The following is a 14,871-nucleotide window of genomic DNA, read 5'->3' as shown; positions in this document are numbered from 1 at the left end:
GAGCGGAAATGCGGCGTTTGCTGCGCCGACGAAGGGAGAGGCCATGGCCGGGGAAGCGCCGGTTTCCAACCCTTGGCTGTCTCCGGCCCGTCCCTCGGAGGGCAACAACGGGGAGCCGCGACGATCGGTTCAGGACGTGCTGACAGCGCCGACAGGGCCTACCGCACCCCAGGGAGCCGGAGTTCCGGCGCCCGACCGTGTGCTGCCCGTCACCGCGCCGCAGCCGGTCACCGGCCCCGGCTGGTGGTGGCTGGGCGTCCACGGGGGCGCCGGGGTCACCACACTGGGGCAGGCCGTGCCGGGCGGCCGGGACGCGGGCCGGGCCTGGCCCGCGGCTGAGCAGCCGCAGCCGGTGGTGCTCGTCGCGCGTTCCGACGCGGGGGGCCTTCAGGCGGTGCAGAGCGCCGCCCAGCAGTGGGCCTCGCAACTGGTCACCGGGGTGGAGTTGCTCGGCCTGGTCGTCGTCGCGGACGCCCCCGGCCGTCGCCCCCGTGTCCTGCGGGACCTGCTGTCCCTCGTCTCGGGCACAGTGCCCCGGCTGTGGGAGATCCCCTGGGTCGAGCAGTGGCGCCTCGGTGAACCACCCACGGCGCACGTCCCCAAGGAGTGCGCGCCACTCGCCCGCGACCTGACCCGACTCACCCGACCCGCGTAAGGGGAAACCGCATGTCCAGTCTGTTGGCGGCCGCCTCGGTCGCCGCACAGGATCTCGCGCACCTCGCCGCCGACCCGGCGCCGTCCGGGCCGCCCGACGTCGGCGGTGGAGCGGCCCCACCGGGAGCCGACGGCTTGCTGACGGTGCTCAAGTGGGTGGCCTGGACCGTCACCGCGCTGTGCGTCGCGGGCATCTTCGGCGTCGCGGCGCGGATGGCTCTCGACCACTCCAAGGGCGGCGGTCGCGAGCACGCCAAGGGACTCGGCTACGTGCTGGGGGCATGCCTGCTCGTCGGTTCCGCCTCCGGCCTGGTCGGCGCACTGGTCTGACTCCACCTCGACCAGCAGCGCCGGCGGGCGGCGCAGACGATGCGGATCACAGGGATGGGAAGGGACATGGCAGAGTCCGACAACCGTGCGGGCACCGACGAGCCGCGCAGTCCATGGCTGCGGACGGGGTTCGTCTTCGCGATGGCGTTCGTCGGCTTCGTGGCCGTCATCGGAGTGGCGGTGCTGGTCTCCTCCGGCTCCGCGGACTCCTCAGACCGGGGTGGTGGCCCCGGCAGCGCCTCCGAGCCGGCGAGGAGTGAGAAGGCACCCGCCCGCACCGGGGACGGCGAGACGGACGGCGACACCTCGTCAGGGGACGGGAACTCGTCGCACGGCGGCTCCTCCTGCCCCGAGTTGGACGAGCGGCAGGACGACGTGCTCAGCGCAGCCCCCGAGGGCGTGGCATGGAAGCTGTTCCACACCGTCGCCCTCCCCGCGTCGAAGGCAGCGGGCCCCGCCGTCGTGGACGGGGACGTCGCGCGCTGCTACGCGCACACCCCCCTCGGCGCACTGCTGGCGACCAGTCAGATCAGCGTGCGGTATCTGGCCGCCGACGACTGGCGGAAAGTGACCCGTGCGCAGACCGTCGGCGCGGGCCGCCAGTCCTACATCGAGGCGCGGACGGAGTCGGAGAAGACGGCCGACCCGCAGGCCCAGGAGGCCCAGGACCGCGCCGCGCAGGGGCAGATCGCCGGGTTCAAGTTCATCACGTACACCAGCGGCACGGCGGTGATCCAGACCGTGTGGCGGTTCCCGGACGGCAGGATGCAGGCCGCCACCACGACCGCACTGTGGCGGGACGGGGACTGGCGGCTGGAGTATCCGGCCGACCCCGCGGCGCCCGCTCCCGTCGATTCCCTCGCCGGATTCGTCAAGTGGGGCGGTGTGTGATGGCGGGCTGCGATTTCGGCTGGGTGGGCCCAACCGTCGGGGGATACTGCGTGGGGGAGGGCAAGGGCACGAGCCCGAAGGACCTCGGCGACAGCGCGTTCGACAACATCGTGGACAGTGCCGCCGAGGCGGCGGCCTCCACGGTCAAGGCGCTCGGCAGCGCGTGGACGCAGGTCGAGAGCCCTGTGCTGAGTTTCGACAGCGGTCCAGTGGCGTTCCTGCGCGGCTCCACCCTCTGGTTCACCACCTTCACCGCCGTCCTGTGTCTGATCATCGCGGCCGGGCACATAGCCTGGCAGCGCCGTGGCGAACCCGGCAGGCAGGCCGTGCAGGGGCTGCTCAATCTGGTGCTCGTCTCCTCGGCCGGGGTGGCCGCCGTCAATCTGCTGACCGTGGCGGGCGACCGGTTCAGTGTCTGGATCATCGACAGGTCCACCGGCTGCCGGCAGGTCAGCCCGGACGGGGAGCCGGTCCAGCAGTGCGTGAAGGAGTTCGACGACCGCGTCTCGGCGATGCTCGCCCTGGGGGGCAGTGACTCCTCCTTCCTGGTGCTGATCATGTCCCTGCTGGTGATCGGCGGCAGTCTGACGCAGATCGCGCTGATGATCGTCCGGGTGGCCATGCTGGTGATCCTCACCGGTATGCTCCCGCTGTCCGCCGCCGCCAGCTCCACGCCCGCCGGCCGGGCCTGGTTCCGCAAGTCCGTGGGCTGGCTGATCGCTTTCGTCCTCTACAAGCCGACCGCGGCGATCGTGTACGCGGCCGCTTTCTCGATGACGGGGACGGGGCCGGGCCAAGGCGGAGAGGGCAACGAGATCATCTCCATGGTCTCCGGTGTCGTCCTGCTGGTGCTGGCCTGCTTCACCCTTCCCGCGCTGCTGCGGCTGGCGGCCCCTGCCGTGCAGGCGACGGCCGCGGGCCTCGGCCGTGGCACCAGGTCCGGCGCCGGTGGCGGCCGGACCGTGGCCACCGGGGCGCAGGCCGTGCCGCAGTTGCGGGGGCCCGCCGCCGGCCGCTCGGTGTCCGGAGCGGCCCTGAGCCGGGAGCGGGCGGAAGCCACCGGCGCGTACAACAGGCCCCGCACTGCCGCGGGCGGCCGCCCGCCCGCGGGGAGCGCCGGCCTCCACGGCAGGACGTCGGGCTCCGAACACGCCCCCGCCGACGGACGACGGGCGGGCGCGGGGCAACCACCCCCGACGGCCTCGCGGACCCGGCCCGACGAGCCGCCACCGTCCGCGGTCTCCGCCGCCCCGGTCGATGCCGACCCCGCCCGAGCGGTCGCCCCGGCTCGTCCCGCCGACCCCGCCGACCCCGCCGACCCCGCCGACCCCGCCGAGGAGTTGATCTCCTCCGCGCTGTCGAAGACCGACCCGCACCGTTACGACGACCAGCGAGGAACATCCCGTGGCAGCGACTGAAACACACAGCCCGCGCACCTACGGCAACTTCCGTAAACCGCGCGCCTCCGGACTGCGGGGCCTGTCCCTGGGGGCGACCCTGCTGCTGTTCGGCGGCCTGATCGGCGTCGTCCTCAGCACGCTGATCTCTCTGTGGGTCGCGCTGGCACTGGCCGTGTTCCTCGCGGTGGTCATGGCCCCGCTGGCGCTGCGTGACCGGCACGGCCGAACGGTGATGCAGCGCGCTGCCGTCCGCCTGGCCTGGTGGCGCACCACGTCCTCGGGGGGCAATCTCTACCGGTCGGGCCCGTTGGGCCGGGCCGGAGGCGGTACGTGCCGCCTGCCGGGGCTGGCCTCGCAGTCCTCACTCAGCGAGGCGCAGGACGGCTACGGCCGCCCGTTCGCCATGATCACTGTTCCGGCGACCAACCACCACACGGTCGTCGTCTCCTGCGACGCCGACGGTGCGGCGCTGGTCGACGAGCGGCAGGTCGACAACTGGGTGGCCCACTGGGGCCAGTGGCTGTCGGCGCTGGGCACCGAGCCGGGGCTCGTCGCCGCGAGCGTCACGGTGGAGACGGCGCCCGATTCCGGCGTGCGTCTCCAGCAGGAGATCGGCGCCAACTCAGCCGAGGACGCCCCGGAGTTGGCGCGGGCCATGCTCCGGGACGTGGTTGCCGCCTATCCCAGCGGCTCGGCGCAGATCAGCACCCGGATCGCGCTGACCTATTCAGGCGCGGCCCGCCCCGGTGCGCCCCGTCGCAACGTCGAGGAGATGGCGGTGCACATCGGCACCCGGCTGCCGGGCCTGACCGCCGGGCTGTCCACCACCGGCGCGGGAACAGCCGTACCGATGACCGCGACCGAGCTCGCCGAGGCCGTGCGGGTGGCCTACGACCCGACCGTCGCCCAGTTGGTGGAGGAGGCCCGTGCCGCCGGCGGTACCGGACTGACCTGGGACGAGGCCGGACCCACCGCGGCCCAGGAGGCGTGGGACCACTACCGGCACGACGGGGTGCACAGCATCACCTGGGCCATGACGGAGGCACCGCAGGGCGAGGTGTTCTCCAACGTACTGACCGGCCTGGTGCAGCCCAACCGCGACATCGCCCGCAAGCGCGTCACCCTGCTCTACCGTCCGCACAGCCGCGCCGAGGGCGCCCGCGTCGTCCAACAGGACTACAAGAACGCCCTGTTCACCGCCCAGCAGTCGCCCCTCGGCCGGGCGAGCGACGACGCGGAGGTGGTCGCGGCCAGGAAGGCGACCGAGGAACAGGCCCAGGGGCACGGGGTGATCCAGTTCGGTCTGCTGATCACTGCCACCGTCGACTCGGCCGAGGAGCTGCCCAGGGCGACCGCCGCCGTGGACAACCTGGCGCCCGCGGCCCGGATCGCGGTCCGCCCCGTCTACGGCTCGCAGGCCGCGGCGTTCGCCGCGGCGCTGCCGCTGGGCCTGGTGCTGCCTTTGCACACCGCCCTGCCGCAGACGGTACGGGACGCGATGTAGGTGTACCGCGCCCCGTCAGTGGCGCGGGGAACTGCGCGACAAGCCACAACGTACCCGCAGCCCGCGGACGACGGGCAGCGGCACCCCTTTGCCGCGACAAGGCCCGCCGGAAACGGCCAGGCACAGGAGAATCGATGGCACCCAGGACAGACAAGACGCGGGCCCGCAACGCCGCCCCCTCCAGCCGGCCGCAGGCCACCGCGCGGGGCTGGCCCGGCCGGGGCGGCGGCATGGTCGGCTACATCGACGCCGCTCCCGAATGGCGCGGCACCTCCGTACAGGTCTGCGGGCTGTGGCCGTTCGGTGCCGGTGCCGGAACCCCGATGGTCGGGGTGCCGCTCGGCCGCGACCTGGACTCCGGGGCCACCGTGTGCTGCGACCCGGTGAGCTGGTTCATGCGGACAGGGCTGCTGGCCAACCCCTCTATGTTCGTGCTCGGCCGCCCCGGACTCGGCAAGTCAACGGTGGTGCGGCGGATGGCGCTCGGCCTGTCCGGCTACGGCGTCCACCCGCTCGTCTTCGGCGATCTCAAGCCCGACTACGTCGACCTGATCCGGGCGATCGGCGGACAGGTCATCAGCCTGGGCCGGGGACGCGGGCACCTCAACGTCCTCGACCCCGGGGAGTCCACGGCCGCAGCCGCGCGCCTCACCGGATCAGCACGTCGGCAGCTGCTCGCCGGTACTCACAGCCGCCGGCTGCACATGGTCTCGGCGCTGCTGACCATCCTGCGCTCGGAGCCGCCCAGCGACCGTGAGGAGACCATCCTCGCCGCCGCGCTGGACGTCCTCGACGACCGGCACGCCCGTGGCCGGACACCGGTGCTCGCCGATCTGGTGCAGGTCATCAAGGACGCCCCGGAGCCGGTGCGTGCCGTCGCCCTGGACCGCGGCGACATCACGCGGTACTGGGACATCACCGAGAACCTGGAAGCCTCGCTGACCGCGCTGCTCGGTGACGGCGTACTGGGGGACTCCTTCGCCCGCCCCACCACGGAGCCGATGAAACTCGACCGTCCGGTGTGCTTCGACGTCAGCCACATCGACGACAGCGAGACCCTGCTCCAGGCCGCCGCCCTGCTGTCGTGCTGGTCCTATGGCTTCGGCGCGGTCTCCGCGGCCCATGCCCTCGCGGACGCCGGACTGGAGCCGCAGCGCAACTACTTCCTGGTCATGGACGAGTTGTGGCGGGTACTGCAGGCCGGCCGGGGCTTGGTCGACCGGGTCAACGCGCTCACCCGGCTGGACCGGCAGCGCGGGGTGGGCCTGGCCATGGTGACCCACACCATCGGCGACCTGCTCGCCCTGCCCACCGAGGAGGACCGCATCAAGGCCAAGGGCTTCGTCGAGCGTGCGGGCATGGTGGTCTGCGCCGGTCTGCCTCCGGCCGAGATGCCGCAACTCGGCCAGGTGGTGGAGCTGACGGAGGTGGAGAAGCGACTGCTGGTCGACTGGTCCACACCCCCGGCCTGGGACAGTTCCCGCAACCGTCAGGGAGACCCGCCCGGCCTCGGCAACTTCCTGGTCAAGGTCGGCAGCCGGCCCGGCATCCCGGTCCATGTGGACCTGACTCCAAGGGAGTTGAACGTCAACAACACCAACAAGAGGTGGAACAAGTGACCGGGCGGCCGGTGCGGGTCTGAACCGATGTGCCCGAGAGCCCGTATCCATCCCTGAGTTCGTTCGTCGTAAGCCGAAGCGTCAGGAAGTGGTTCACATGAGCGAGGACGGGCAGACGCCGCCGGGCGCCCCGCCCGGGCCGTCCGCCGCCCCCTTCGAGGTGGTCATCGATGGTGACGGCTCCGCCACCATCGACGGCGAGCCGGTGCCGGTTATCGGCGACCAGCCGCTCGACACCGCGATTCTCGACACCCTGCACGGGTACGCGCAGATCCGCGAGTCCCCCGTCGCGGCGGCCATTTCCAACCCCGCCACGGGATACGCGGTGGGCGTCGAGGTCGGTCCGGACGGCTCCAGCCGGCTGCTGGGCCGGGACGCCGATGCCGCGGCGGCGATCACGAACGGCGCCACGGCCGGGGTCGCGCCCCCGGCCGCGAACGGCACGGCGGCTGCCCACGGCGGGGAGGCCGCGGACGCCGACGGGCATGCCGCAGCCGCGCGAACCGGCACCGGCAGCACCGCAGCCGCAACGCCGGCCGCAGCATCAGGCGTATCCGGCGGGCCGGTTCCCCCTGACGGGGGCGCTTCCGGCGCGGACAGGCGGCGGGTCCCGTCCATCCCGCGTCCCTCGCTGCCCCGGCCGTCCATCCCCTCGCTGCCCCGGCCCTCGCTCTCGAAGCGGTCATCCGGACCCGGCGGGACGGGACCACGCGGCCCGCGCGGCTCGGACGAGGAGTTCGAGCCGGGCAGCCTGCTCAAGAAGCCGTGGGTGGCCGCCACGACGGCCATCGCCGTGGCGGCACTCGTCACGACCCCGCTCGCGCTGGCCGGAGCCAGTGACGGCCACAAGGAGAACGGAGCGAGTCGGAAGCACCTGGAGGAGCCCAAGGCCGACGAGGGCCGTGGCCCGTCCGGCACCGTGCGCCCCTCCCCACCGGGCTACCCGACCGACCCGCCTTCCGGGAGCCCTTCCTCGAAACCGTCGGAGAAGGACGAGAAGGACGAGAAGGACAAGGACCCCGACAAGCCGAAGTCGTCACTGTCGAAGCCCGACGAGGCGTCGGACGACGAGGAGGACGAGGAGCCGCAGCACGAGACGGACTCGTCGGGCGGCGGTGACCACGACAAGAAGATCAGCCGCGGGAAGCCGTCGAAGATCCCCTCAGGGACGACCATGGTCGTCAACCGGAGGACGGGCAAGTGCGTGGACCTGCCCGGCACCGGAAAGGGAAAGCCGGACGGACGGGTCCAGCAGGGAGCCTGCGACACCTCCGCCGGGGCACGCGGCGGCAACCAGCGCTGGCACCTGGATCTGAAGAAGAAGGACGCCGGGCCCGGGGATGCCGACCTCTACCTGATCCGCAACGTCAAGGACGGCCTGTGCCTGGACCTGCCCGCCTTCGGTCCCGTCAAGTCCACGACACCGGTGACCGAGTACCACTGCCGTGCCAAGAACGACAATCAACTGTGGTGGTTCGACAAGCAGTCCGACGGAACCTACTGGATCCGCAATCACAAGAGCGGTCACCTGTGCCTGGACGTGGCGGACAGGAAGAAGGCCCACGCCCATCTGAGGATCGTCGGCTGCGAGGACAACTCCGTGCAGCAGTGGCGATTCCGCAAGCCGTGAGGCGCAGGCATGTGGAACGTTCGGCGGCTCAGTCGCCGGTGTGCCGGACGCCGGCGCCCTCGAGCTCGCGCAGCTTGTCGCGGATCTCTTCCGCGTCCGGGTGGTTGAACTCCTCCAGCAGTTGCAGCGCCTGCCCCCAGCCCGTACGGGCTGCATCCAGTTCGCCCAGGGCGAGACTGGTCTCGGCGAGGTGACTGATGCTGTGCGCCTCGGCCCAGCGGTTGCCGACGTCCCGATGCGCCTGGAGCGCGAGGTGGTAGTGCTCCACCGCGTCGTCGTGGCGCTGGAGCCGGGAGTACACGGTGCCCAGGAAGTCCAGTGTGATGCCTTCGACCCAGCGGTTGTCGGTGGCTTGCAGGGCTTCCAGCGCCTCCTCCAGGTAGGCGCGGGCCTCGTCCAGTCGGCCGAGTCGCAAGTGCGCCTCGCCCAGGTTGTTCAAGCAGATCCCCACACCCCAGCCGTGGCCGATGGCGCGGTCGGTCTCGAGGGTTTGCTCCAGATAGCCGATCGCTTCCTCGATCCGGCCGGCTCTCAGGTGAACGTCGCCGAGGTTGCCGATGATCCTCGATGTGCCCTGCTCGTCACCCAACTCCCGGAAGAGCGGGAGCGCCTGCAGATAGTGGTCGATGGCCTCATCGAGACTGCCGCCGGCCGTGAGGGCGTTGGCCAGACCGATCAGGCACTCGGCCTCGCCCATCCGGTCCCCGGCGGCACGGGCGGCGGCCAGGCCGACCCGGTTGGAGGCGGTCCAGTCGTTCGTATGGTTGCGTAGGTAGAAGAACCCCCACAGCGCTGCGGTCAGCCGCCACGACAGACCGGACCGGCCGTCAGCGGCGGCATGGTTGATCGCCGCGACGAGGTTGGAGCGCTCGGTGGAGCACCACTCCAGCGCCTCGTCGTAGGTCGTGAAGGTGAGGGGGCGGCAGTCGGAGGGCAACGGGACGAGCGGGACGCGCGGACGCTTCGGGGTGATGAACCGGGACGCGGCGTCGGCGGTGTGCAGATACCAGGTCAGCACCCGTTCGGCGGCCTGGTCCCGGTCGGCTGCGGCCTCCTCGCAGCCGGCACGCTCCACGGCGTAGATGCGCAGCAGGTCGTGGAAGACGTAACGGCCGGGGAAGTGCTCGCTGAGCAGATGGGCGCGGGTGAGTTCGGCGAGCAGGCCGCGTGTCTCGCGCTCGTCGAGGCCGGCCAGGGCGGCGGTTGCGGGTGCCGAGATGTCCGGGCCCGGGTGCACGGCCAGCAACTGGAACAGCCTGGCGGCCGGGGCCGAGAGAGCGTGGTACGACCAGGAGAACACCGCTCGCACATCGGTGCTGATGTCGCCGCCCGTGAAGGCGTCGAGGCTGCCGTGGCCGGCACGCAGTTCGTCGGCGACGGCCTGCAAGGGGAAGCTGGGATGCGTCGCGGCGCGCGCGGCGACTATGGCCAGCGCCAGCGGCAGCCGGGCACAGCAGGCGATGATCTCGTCCGCCGCCTCGGGCTCGGCGGCCATCCGGTCGGCCCCGATACGGCGGGCCAGGAAGTCCCGTGCCTCGGTGAGGGGGAGAGGATTGAGCGTCAGCGGATGCGCCCCGTCACTGGCGATCAGGCCGGTGAGCTGGTTGCGGCTGGTGATGATGGCCAGACAGCCGGGGCCGGAGGGCAACAGGGGCCGTACCTGCTCGGTGTCACGGGCATTGTCCAGCAGGAGCAGCACCCGCCGCTCCGCCAGCAGACTGCGGTAGAGCGCCGCGCGGGTGTCGGGACGGCCGGGCATCTGGCTCGGCGGCACACCGAGTGCGTCGAGGAAGGTGTGGACGGCCTCGTCGGCCGGCATGGCCGAGCCGGTCGGATCGAAGCCGCGCAAATTGACGTAAAGCTGGCCGTCGGGGAAGCGGTGGGCGATCTCATGCGCCCAGTGCACCGCCAACGTGGTCTTGCCGACCCCCGCCATGCCGCCGATCGCGCTGATCACCACGGCGGTCGGACGTTTCCCCTCCGCGGGCAGCAGGGCGTTGGTCTGGGCGAGTTCGGTGTCGCGCCCGGTGAAGACCGGCAGGTCCGCCGGCAGGTGTGCCGGGCGGGCCGCGGCCGCGGTGGGAGGTGCGCTCGGCGGGGGCGGGGGAGGGGCGGCCGGCTTCGGCGGTTCGGGTGCACGCAGCGACGGATCAGCGGCCACGATGCGGGTGTGGAGGTCGAGCACGCTGGGACCGGGTTCGACACCCAGCTCCTTCCTCAGGGTCTCCCGCAGTTGGCGGTAGGCCGTCAGCGCCTCGACCTGGCGCCCGCACCGGTACAGGGCCAGCATGAGCAGCTCGCACAGCCGCTCGCGCAGCGGGTGCTCGCCGACCAGTGCCGTCAGCTCGGCAGCCGCCTCCTCGTGGCGCCCGAGTTCGAGATCGACGTCCGTGCGGAACTCGAACGCACTGAGCCGCTGCTCGCCGAGCCGGTACCGCTCGGCCTCGGCCAGCGGACCGGGGAGTCCGGCGAGGGGCTTGCCCTCCCACAGCTCCAGCGCGGCGTGCAGCAGTTCCGCCGCCGCAGCGAGGTCACCGCCGGTGCGGAGCTTCCTGGCCTCGGCCACCCTCCGTTCGAAGACGCTCACATCCAGGGAGTCCTCGGGGACGCGGACGAGATAGCCGTCCGCCGCCGAGACGATCACCTGCGGCGCCTCACCCGCCTCCCGATGCGGCTCCAGGACCTTGCGCAGCCGCGAGACGTACGTACGCAGAACGGTCACCGCTCCCGACGGCGGTTCCTCCCCCCAGATCGCGTCGACGAGCTCGCCGATGGTCGCAGGGCGGCCACGTCGCAGCAGCAGCGCCGTGAGCACGGCGCGTTGCTGAGGTGACCCGAGGGCCAGTTCCTGCTCCGCGCGCCACGCCCGGACAGGCCCTAAGACGGCGATGCGCAGGGAGTTCGTATGACTCGCGTTCACAAGTTCGACTCTACCGAGGTGTGAATGATCCGGAGGGACCCCGTTCCATTTCTAACCAAGAGGTTGCTGCCCGGTCTTCGCGATGTCACACATCCGAGATCTGACCGACAGGAACCGGCCAGCCACTCGGCCGGAACCGGTGCCGAACGCCTGGTCGGGCGCCAGGAAGGGCCGACGGCCGGTCCGGCGGACGCGCCGCCGCCCCGAAAGTGGTCGGAGGTGTCACGCCGCCGGCGGCTCCGGCGGGGCCAGCGGCTCCACGGGCGGAACCTCCTTCGGCCGGTGGCTGCCGGGCTTGCATCCGGCGAACGGACCCGACGGATCCCGCAGTGCACCCATCACCGGGCCCAGGAAGTCACGGTGCCACGAGGCCGGGCCCGTCATATCCGCGTCGGGTCCGGTCAGCTCCGCCCAAGCCAGCCACAAACCGTGGAGCTGGGCCACCGCCTCCTGGTGCTCCCACCAGCGTGAGCACCACGGAGCTCCCGAGGTGACTTCCCTGCCGTAGACGGGCAGCAGCACGTGGTGCGTCCATTGCGAGAGCCGGTACATCTCCGACTGGTAGTCGTAGCCGTCCTTGTAGAGGATGAACCGCGGCGCGGCGGGCCCATCCTCTCCACGCACCGCCTGGGCCTGCTCCTGCGCCTGGGCCTGCTCCTGCGCCTGGTCCTGCTCCTGCGCCTGGGCCTGGTGCTGCGCCTGGGCCTGGTGCTGTGCCTGGGCCTGGTGCTGGGCCTGGTCGTCGTTCTGATGCCGGTTGGGGGTCCGGTTCCGGCTCTCGTCGGCCATGGGCATGGCGGGTTGCTCCTGCGGTCGCGGGCGGTCTCCGGCGGCGTCTTCGGAACCATCACGTGCGGGCACCGCGCTCGGTTCACTCGCCCGGACGGCCCCGTGCGGAACCGAGTGAACCGATCCCAGAAACCGTCCGTGTTCCCTTTGAGCATCGGTCGTCGACGACACGGAGGACGTTCCCATGCCTGAGCCGACCGGTCCACGCCGCATCAGGCCGAGGCGGCTGGCGCGACAGTTGCTCGACGAGGAGTTGAAGGCTGCCGCGCGGCAGAGCGGCGCGCGGCAGAACCCTGCGTGGGGGCCTGCTCCCCCACAGAAGGAGCAGGACTCGCTCGGTCGGGCCGCGGACGATGTGGCGGACGAGATGCTGCGGTTTCTCCGCGGCTTGTGGCGCCGCCTGCTGCGGAACCGGCAAGGACAACAGCGCGCGGAAGACCCCGGTGCGGGGCAGGAGTACCAGCCGCCACCTCCCGGGCAGGGGCAGGGCCCCGAGCCCCAGCACTTTCCACCGCAGTGGGCGCAACAGCCCTGGCACGGGGTGGCCCCCCAGCAGGCCGCTCAGGGGCCGGCCCGCCAACAGCCGTCTTCCGTACCCGGTTTCGTACCGCAGCACAGGACCGGCTTCGCTCCCCAGGGCCAGGGCTTCGCTCCCTACGGGACGGGCTACGCGCCGCCTCCGCCGGGAGGGGCCGTCCTACCGCCTCCGCAGCAGCCGGGCGGCCGGCGAAGGCTCATGAAGCAGCAGCCGGAGGGCAACCCGTCGGCCTTCGAGCAGTACGGCAGTCTCCGCGACCGCCCGGAGCAGCAGGCGGCGGTCCAGGACGAGGTGCGGAAGCTGATGAACGGCAGGACCCGGTACCGGGAGGCGGCTCGCCGTAACATGCTGCCTTTCGCCGCGTCACTGGCGGCATTGGCCGAGTCCAACGCGAACAACGCCAAAAGGAGCGAGAAGAACACCGAGGCGCCCAAGTCCGAACGGTCCTGGCTCTCCAGGCTCAACCCCTGGCGGTCGGCGAGGCCGGGCAACGCCCAGAAGCGCTCGGCCAAGGCGGACCCCGCCGCAGTCCCCGGTGCCCGTCTGGCCACGCCGCCGCGGCTTCCTCAGCTGTCCGACTACGCCTCCGGGCAGCTTTCCGGCCCCGGTCCCCAGAACGCCGTCACCCAGGCGGTCGCCCGCGCGGCGGCCCCCGCCCGGGGAGACTCCGCGGCGCACACCCCGGGACCGCCCGTGCCCCCGAAGGTGCCGAACGTGCCGCCGAAAATCCCGCTGGACACGCCCGGCGCCGAACCCGCTCGGAGCCGGAGTTCCTCGCCTGCCGACACCCAGCCGTCCCCTCCGTCTACCCCGGTGAGTCCCCCCGCGAGTCCGACGGTGCCACCCGTGAGCCCGGTGAGTCGGTCCGTGAGCCCGGTGAGTTCCCCGGCGCTCCCGGTTTCGCCGCCCTCCTCGCCCGTCTTCAGCCCCGCTGTGGCCGGTCAGTCGCTGGAACACCACCGCTCCAACAGCGAGGCGCGCGGGAAGGACACCTCGATGTCCCGGTCGTCCCGGCCGCAGTCGCCGCACCGCGCTCCCGCGGCGCAGCAGTCCGACACCGCGAAGCGGGCACCGTCCCGGGGCAGGTGAAGATCGATCGGTGACCCGCTGGGGGCGGCACGAAAACGGCCCGGCGATGCGTGAGCACCGCCGGGCCGTCATGTGTCATGGCTACTGTCGGAGGGCTGTCAGCCCTCTGCGGTATGCCCGGGAGTCACCGGCCCCCGCCGCCTCCCCTTCCGGGCGAGGGGGAGCGCCGCTGGTTCCCGTAGGGGTTCTGCCAGTTGCTGTAGCTGACGTTGTACTGCTGCTGGCTGTAGCTGACACCCCCGGGGTTCTGCGAGTTCCGGCGCTGGACCCCGCCCTGCTGCGCTTGCGCCGAGGTCTGGTATCCGCCGCCCGTGCTGGACTGCCCGCGCCCACTCGGCAGATAGCTGACCTGCTGCTGTGGCTGGTAGGAGTTCACGGCGGCTGCCGTCGTGTTCGCCCTCGGCGGGGCCGGGCGGTACGTCAGCGTGCTGGTCTGCCCGTACGCCGGGTAAGCGGGTGCGGCCTGCTGGGCGGGTAGCGCCAGGTTCGACCGGCCCTGTTGTGCCGCCGGCATGTTGTACATGGGAAGGACGTTCCCCTGATCCTGCTGCCGCGACTGCTGCCCCTGGGGAAGGTGGTTGTACGCCCAGGTGGCACCGGCCGATGTCAGCGCGCCGAAGCCCTGGGCCGCCCAGGCCCACCTGTTGCTCTGAATCAGGCCCGAGGCGCCCACACCGTAGGCCGTTTGCCCCGCCACGTTCAGCGCGGTCAAGCCGTAGTGCGCGTACGTCCTGTTCGGCGTCGCCGCCAACTGGGTTGCGGGCACCAGCGCGTTCACGGTGACGCCGCCGAGGCCGTACATCCTTGAGCCCCACGTGTTCGGCGGTGCGCTCGGGGGGTTGCCGAGGATGCCGATCCCCTGGCCCGCGAAGGCCGCCCCACCGATATCGGTGCCGATCGTGGTCGCGTTGTCCCTGGCCCAGTTGCCGATGCGGTTCGCGAGCCGGTTCGGGTCCACCTGTCGCCAGATGGCCTCCCCCGTGTTCCGGTCACGGTCCCGGGTGTAGGCGTTGGAGCCCCTCAGGTAGTGCCACGCCTGGGTGGCGGTGTGATACCACGGCATCTCCTGGGGCGCGTCCTGCAGCATCTCCGGCAGATCGTCCGCGGAACCGGCGCTCGATGTGGTGCCCGGGGTGCTGGGCAGGTCCGACAGACGGTCGACGGCCTCGTCCAGAGCGGGGATGTCGGTGCCGCTGCTGCCGCTGCTGCCGCTGCCGTCCGAGCTCGGTGACCCGCGCCCGCGGCGGCGGCGCTCGCTGGTCCCGCCACCGGAGCGCTGGCTGTGGCCGCTGCGCGAGGACGTCGTGGCCTCCGAGTCCCTGCGTGACGACCTGCTGGTGCCGGACGAACTCGCCACCGAGGCGGGGTAGCCGCCGGGCATCACGGGCTGTTCTTCTCGCTCCTTCTTCTTTTTCTTCTTGTCCTTCGAGTCCTTTGGTGCCATGCCGGATCTCCTCCAGGCTGACAGGGAGCCCTGTCGTGACCGATGGGCTCCGCGTTGAGAGTC

General features: G+C 71.8%; 11 protein-coding genes. 8 read left to right on the top strand and 3 right to left on the bottom strand.

Annotated features, from left to right (window positions below; translation table 11 throughout):
- Positions 1 to 43 precede the first annotated feature (43 nt).
- The 7 genes from JW592_RS25990 to JW592_RS25960 all read left to right on the top strand — a co-directional run bounded on the left by JW592_RS25990 (position 44) and on the right by JW592_RS25960 (position 8,028).
- On the top strand, positions 44 to 655 hold the full coding sequence (locus JW592_RS25990; RefSeq protein WP_209267664.1) for a DUF6668 family protein: 612 nt from the start codon (positions 44 to 46) through the stop codon (positions 653 to 655).
- Positions 656 to 666: 11 nt separating this feature from the next.
- A complete protein-coding gene (locus JW592_RS25985; RefSeq protein ID WP_209267663.1) occupies positions 667 to 984 on the top strand; it encodes a hypothetical protein in 318 nt (105 codons plus the stop codon).
- A gap of 66 nt (positions 985 to 1,050) precedes the next feature.
- On the top strand, positions 1,051 to 1,875 hold the full coding sequence (locus JW592_RS25980; protein WP_209267662.1) for a DUF8175 domain-containg protein: 825 nt from the start codon (positions 1,051 to 1,053) through the stop codon (positions 1,873 to 1,875).
- Between the two features lie 50 nt (positions 1,876 to 1,925).
- On the top strand, positions 1,926 to 3,293 hold the full coding sequence (locus JW592_RS25975) for a hypothetical protein (protein ID WP_209267661.1): 1,368 nt from the start codon (positions 1,926 to 1,928) through the stop codon (positions 3,291 to 3,293).
- Complete coding sequence (locus tag JW592_RS25970; protein WP_209267660.1) at positions 3,280 to 4,779, top strand: SCO6880 family protein; 1,500 nt, start codon at positions 3,280 to 3,282, stop codon at positions 4,777 to 4,779. Before JW592_RS25975 ends, JW592_RS25970 begins: the two co-directional genes overlap by 14 nt.
- A 134-nt stretch (positions 4,780 to 4,913) precedes the next feature.
- Positions 4,914 to 6,398, top strand: a complete 1,485-nt coding sequence (locus tag JW592_RS25965; RefSeq protein ID WP_209267659.1) for a putative type IV secretion/conjugal transfer ATPase — start codon at positions 4,914 to 4,916, stop codon at positions 6,396 to 6,398.
- Between the two features lie 97 nt (positions 6,399 to 6,495).
- Positions 6,496 to 8,028 carry an RICIN domain-containing protein gene (locus JW592_RS25960; RefSeq protein ID WP_209267658.1) on the top strand — a complete coding sequence of 511 codons (1,533 nt, stop codon included), beginning with the start codon at positions 6,496 to 6,498 and terminating at the stop codon, positions 8,026 to 8,028.
- A gap of 28 nt (positions 8,029 to 8,056) precedes the next feature.
- Here JW592_RS25960 and JW592_RS25955 read toward each other — a convergent pair whose 3' ends face one another.
- Together JW592_RS25955 and JW592_RS32970 are read right to left on the bottom strand one after the other, a co-directional pair.
- Complete coding sequence (locus tag JW592_RS25955; protein ID WP_209267657.1) at positions 8,057 to 10,948, bottom strand: AfsR/SARP family transcriptional regulator; 2,892 nt, start codon at positions 10,946 to 10,948, stop codon at positions 8,057 to 8,059.
- Positions 10,949 to 11,170: 222 nt separating this feature from the next.
- The gene (locus JW592_RS32970) at positions 11,171 to 11,500 is read right to left on the bottom strand and encodes a DUF4913 domain-containing protein (protein ID WP_229376886.1); all 330 of its coding nucleotides are present in this window, start codon (positions 11,498 to 11,500) and stop codon (positions 11,171 to 11,173) included.
- 421 nt (positions 11,501 to 11,921) lie between these two features.
- On the opposite strand from JW592_RS32970, the gene JW592_RS25945 reads away from it, so the two are divergent.
- Positions 11,922 to 13,364, top strand: coding sequence for a hypothetical protein (locus JW592_RS25945; protein ID WP_209267656.1), 1,443 nt, complete (start codon positions 11,922 to 11,924; stop codon positions 13,362 to 13,364).
- 124 nt (positions 13,365 to 13,488) lie between these two features.
- Here JW592_RS25945 and JW592_RS25940 read toward each other — a convergent pair whose 3' ends face one another.
- Positions 13,489 to 14,808, bottom strand: a complete 1,320-nt coding sequence (locus tag JW592_RS25940; protein ID WP_209267655.1) for a hypothetical protein — start codon at positions 14,806 to 14,808, stop codon at positions 13,489 to 13,491.
- Positions 14,809 to 14,871: the final 63 nt, after the last annotated feature.

The organism is Streptomyces spirodelae (assembly GCF_017676385.1).
Classification (GTDB): domain Bacteria; phylum Actinomycetota; class Actinomycetes; order Streptomycetales; family Streptomycetaceae; genus Streptomyces; species Streptomyces spirodelae.
The sequence above is the reverse complement of the archived record's forward strand: the minus strand, read 5'-3'. Positions and strand labels throughout refer to the sequence as shown.

Excerpts from the sequence above, each read along its gene's own strand:
- JW592_RS25990 (WP_209267664.1), top strand. The coding sequence starts at position 44 with ATGGCCGGGGAAGCGCCGGTTTCCAACCCTTGGCTGTCTCCGGCCCGT.
- JW592_RS25985 (WP_209267663.1), top strand. The coding sequence starts at position 667 with ATGTCCAGTCTGTTGGCGGCCGCCTCGGTCGCCGCACAGGATCTCGCG.
- JW592_RS25980 (WP_209267662.1), top strand. The coding sequence starts at position 1,051 with ATGGCAGAGTCCGACAACCGTGCGGGCACCGACGAGCCGCGCAGTCCA.
- JW592_RS25965 (WP_209267659.1), top strand. The coding sequence starts at position 4,914 with ATGGCACCCAGGACAGACAAGACGCGGGCCCGCAACGCCGCCCCCTCC.
- JW592_RS25960 (WP_209267658.1), top strand. The coding sequence starts at position 6,496 with ATGAGCGAGGACGGGCAGACGCCGCCGGGCGCCCCGCCCGGGCCGTCC.
- JW592_RS32970 (WP_229376886.1), bottom strand. The coding sequence starts at position 11,500 with ATGTACCGGCTCTCGCAATGGACGCACCACGTGCTGCTGCCCGTCTAC.
- JW592_RS25945 (WP_209267656.1), top strand. The coding sequence starts at position 11,922 with ATGCCTGAGCCGACCGGTCCACGCCGCATCAGGCCGAGGCGGCTGGCG.
- JW592_RS25940 (WP_209267655.1), bottom strand. The coding sequence starts at position 14,808 with ATGGCACCAAAGGACTCGAAGGACAAGAAGAAAAAGAAGAAGGAGCGA.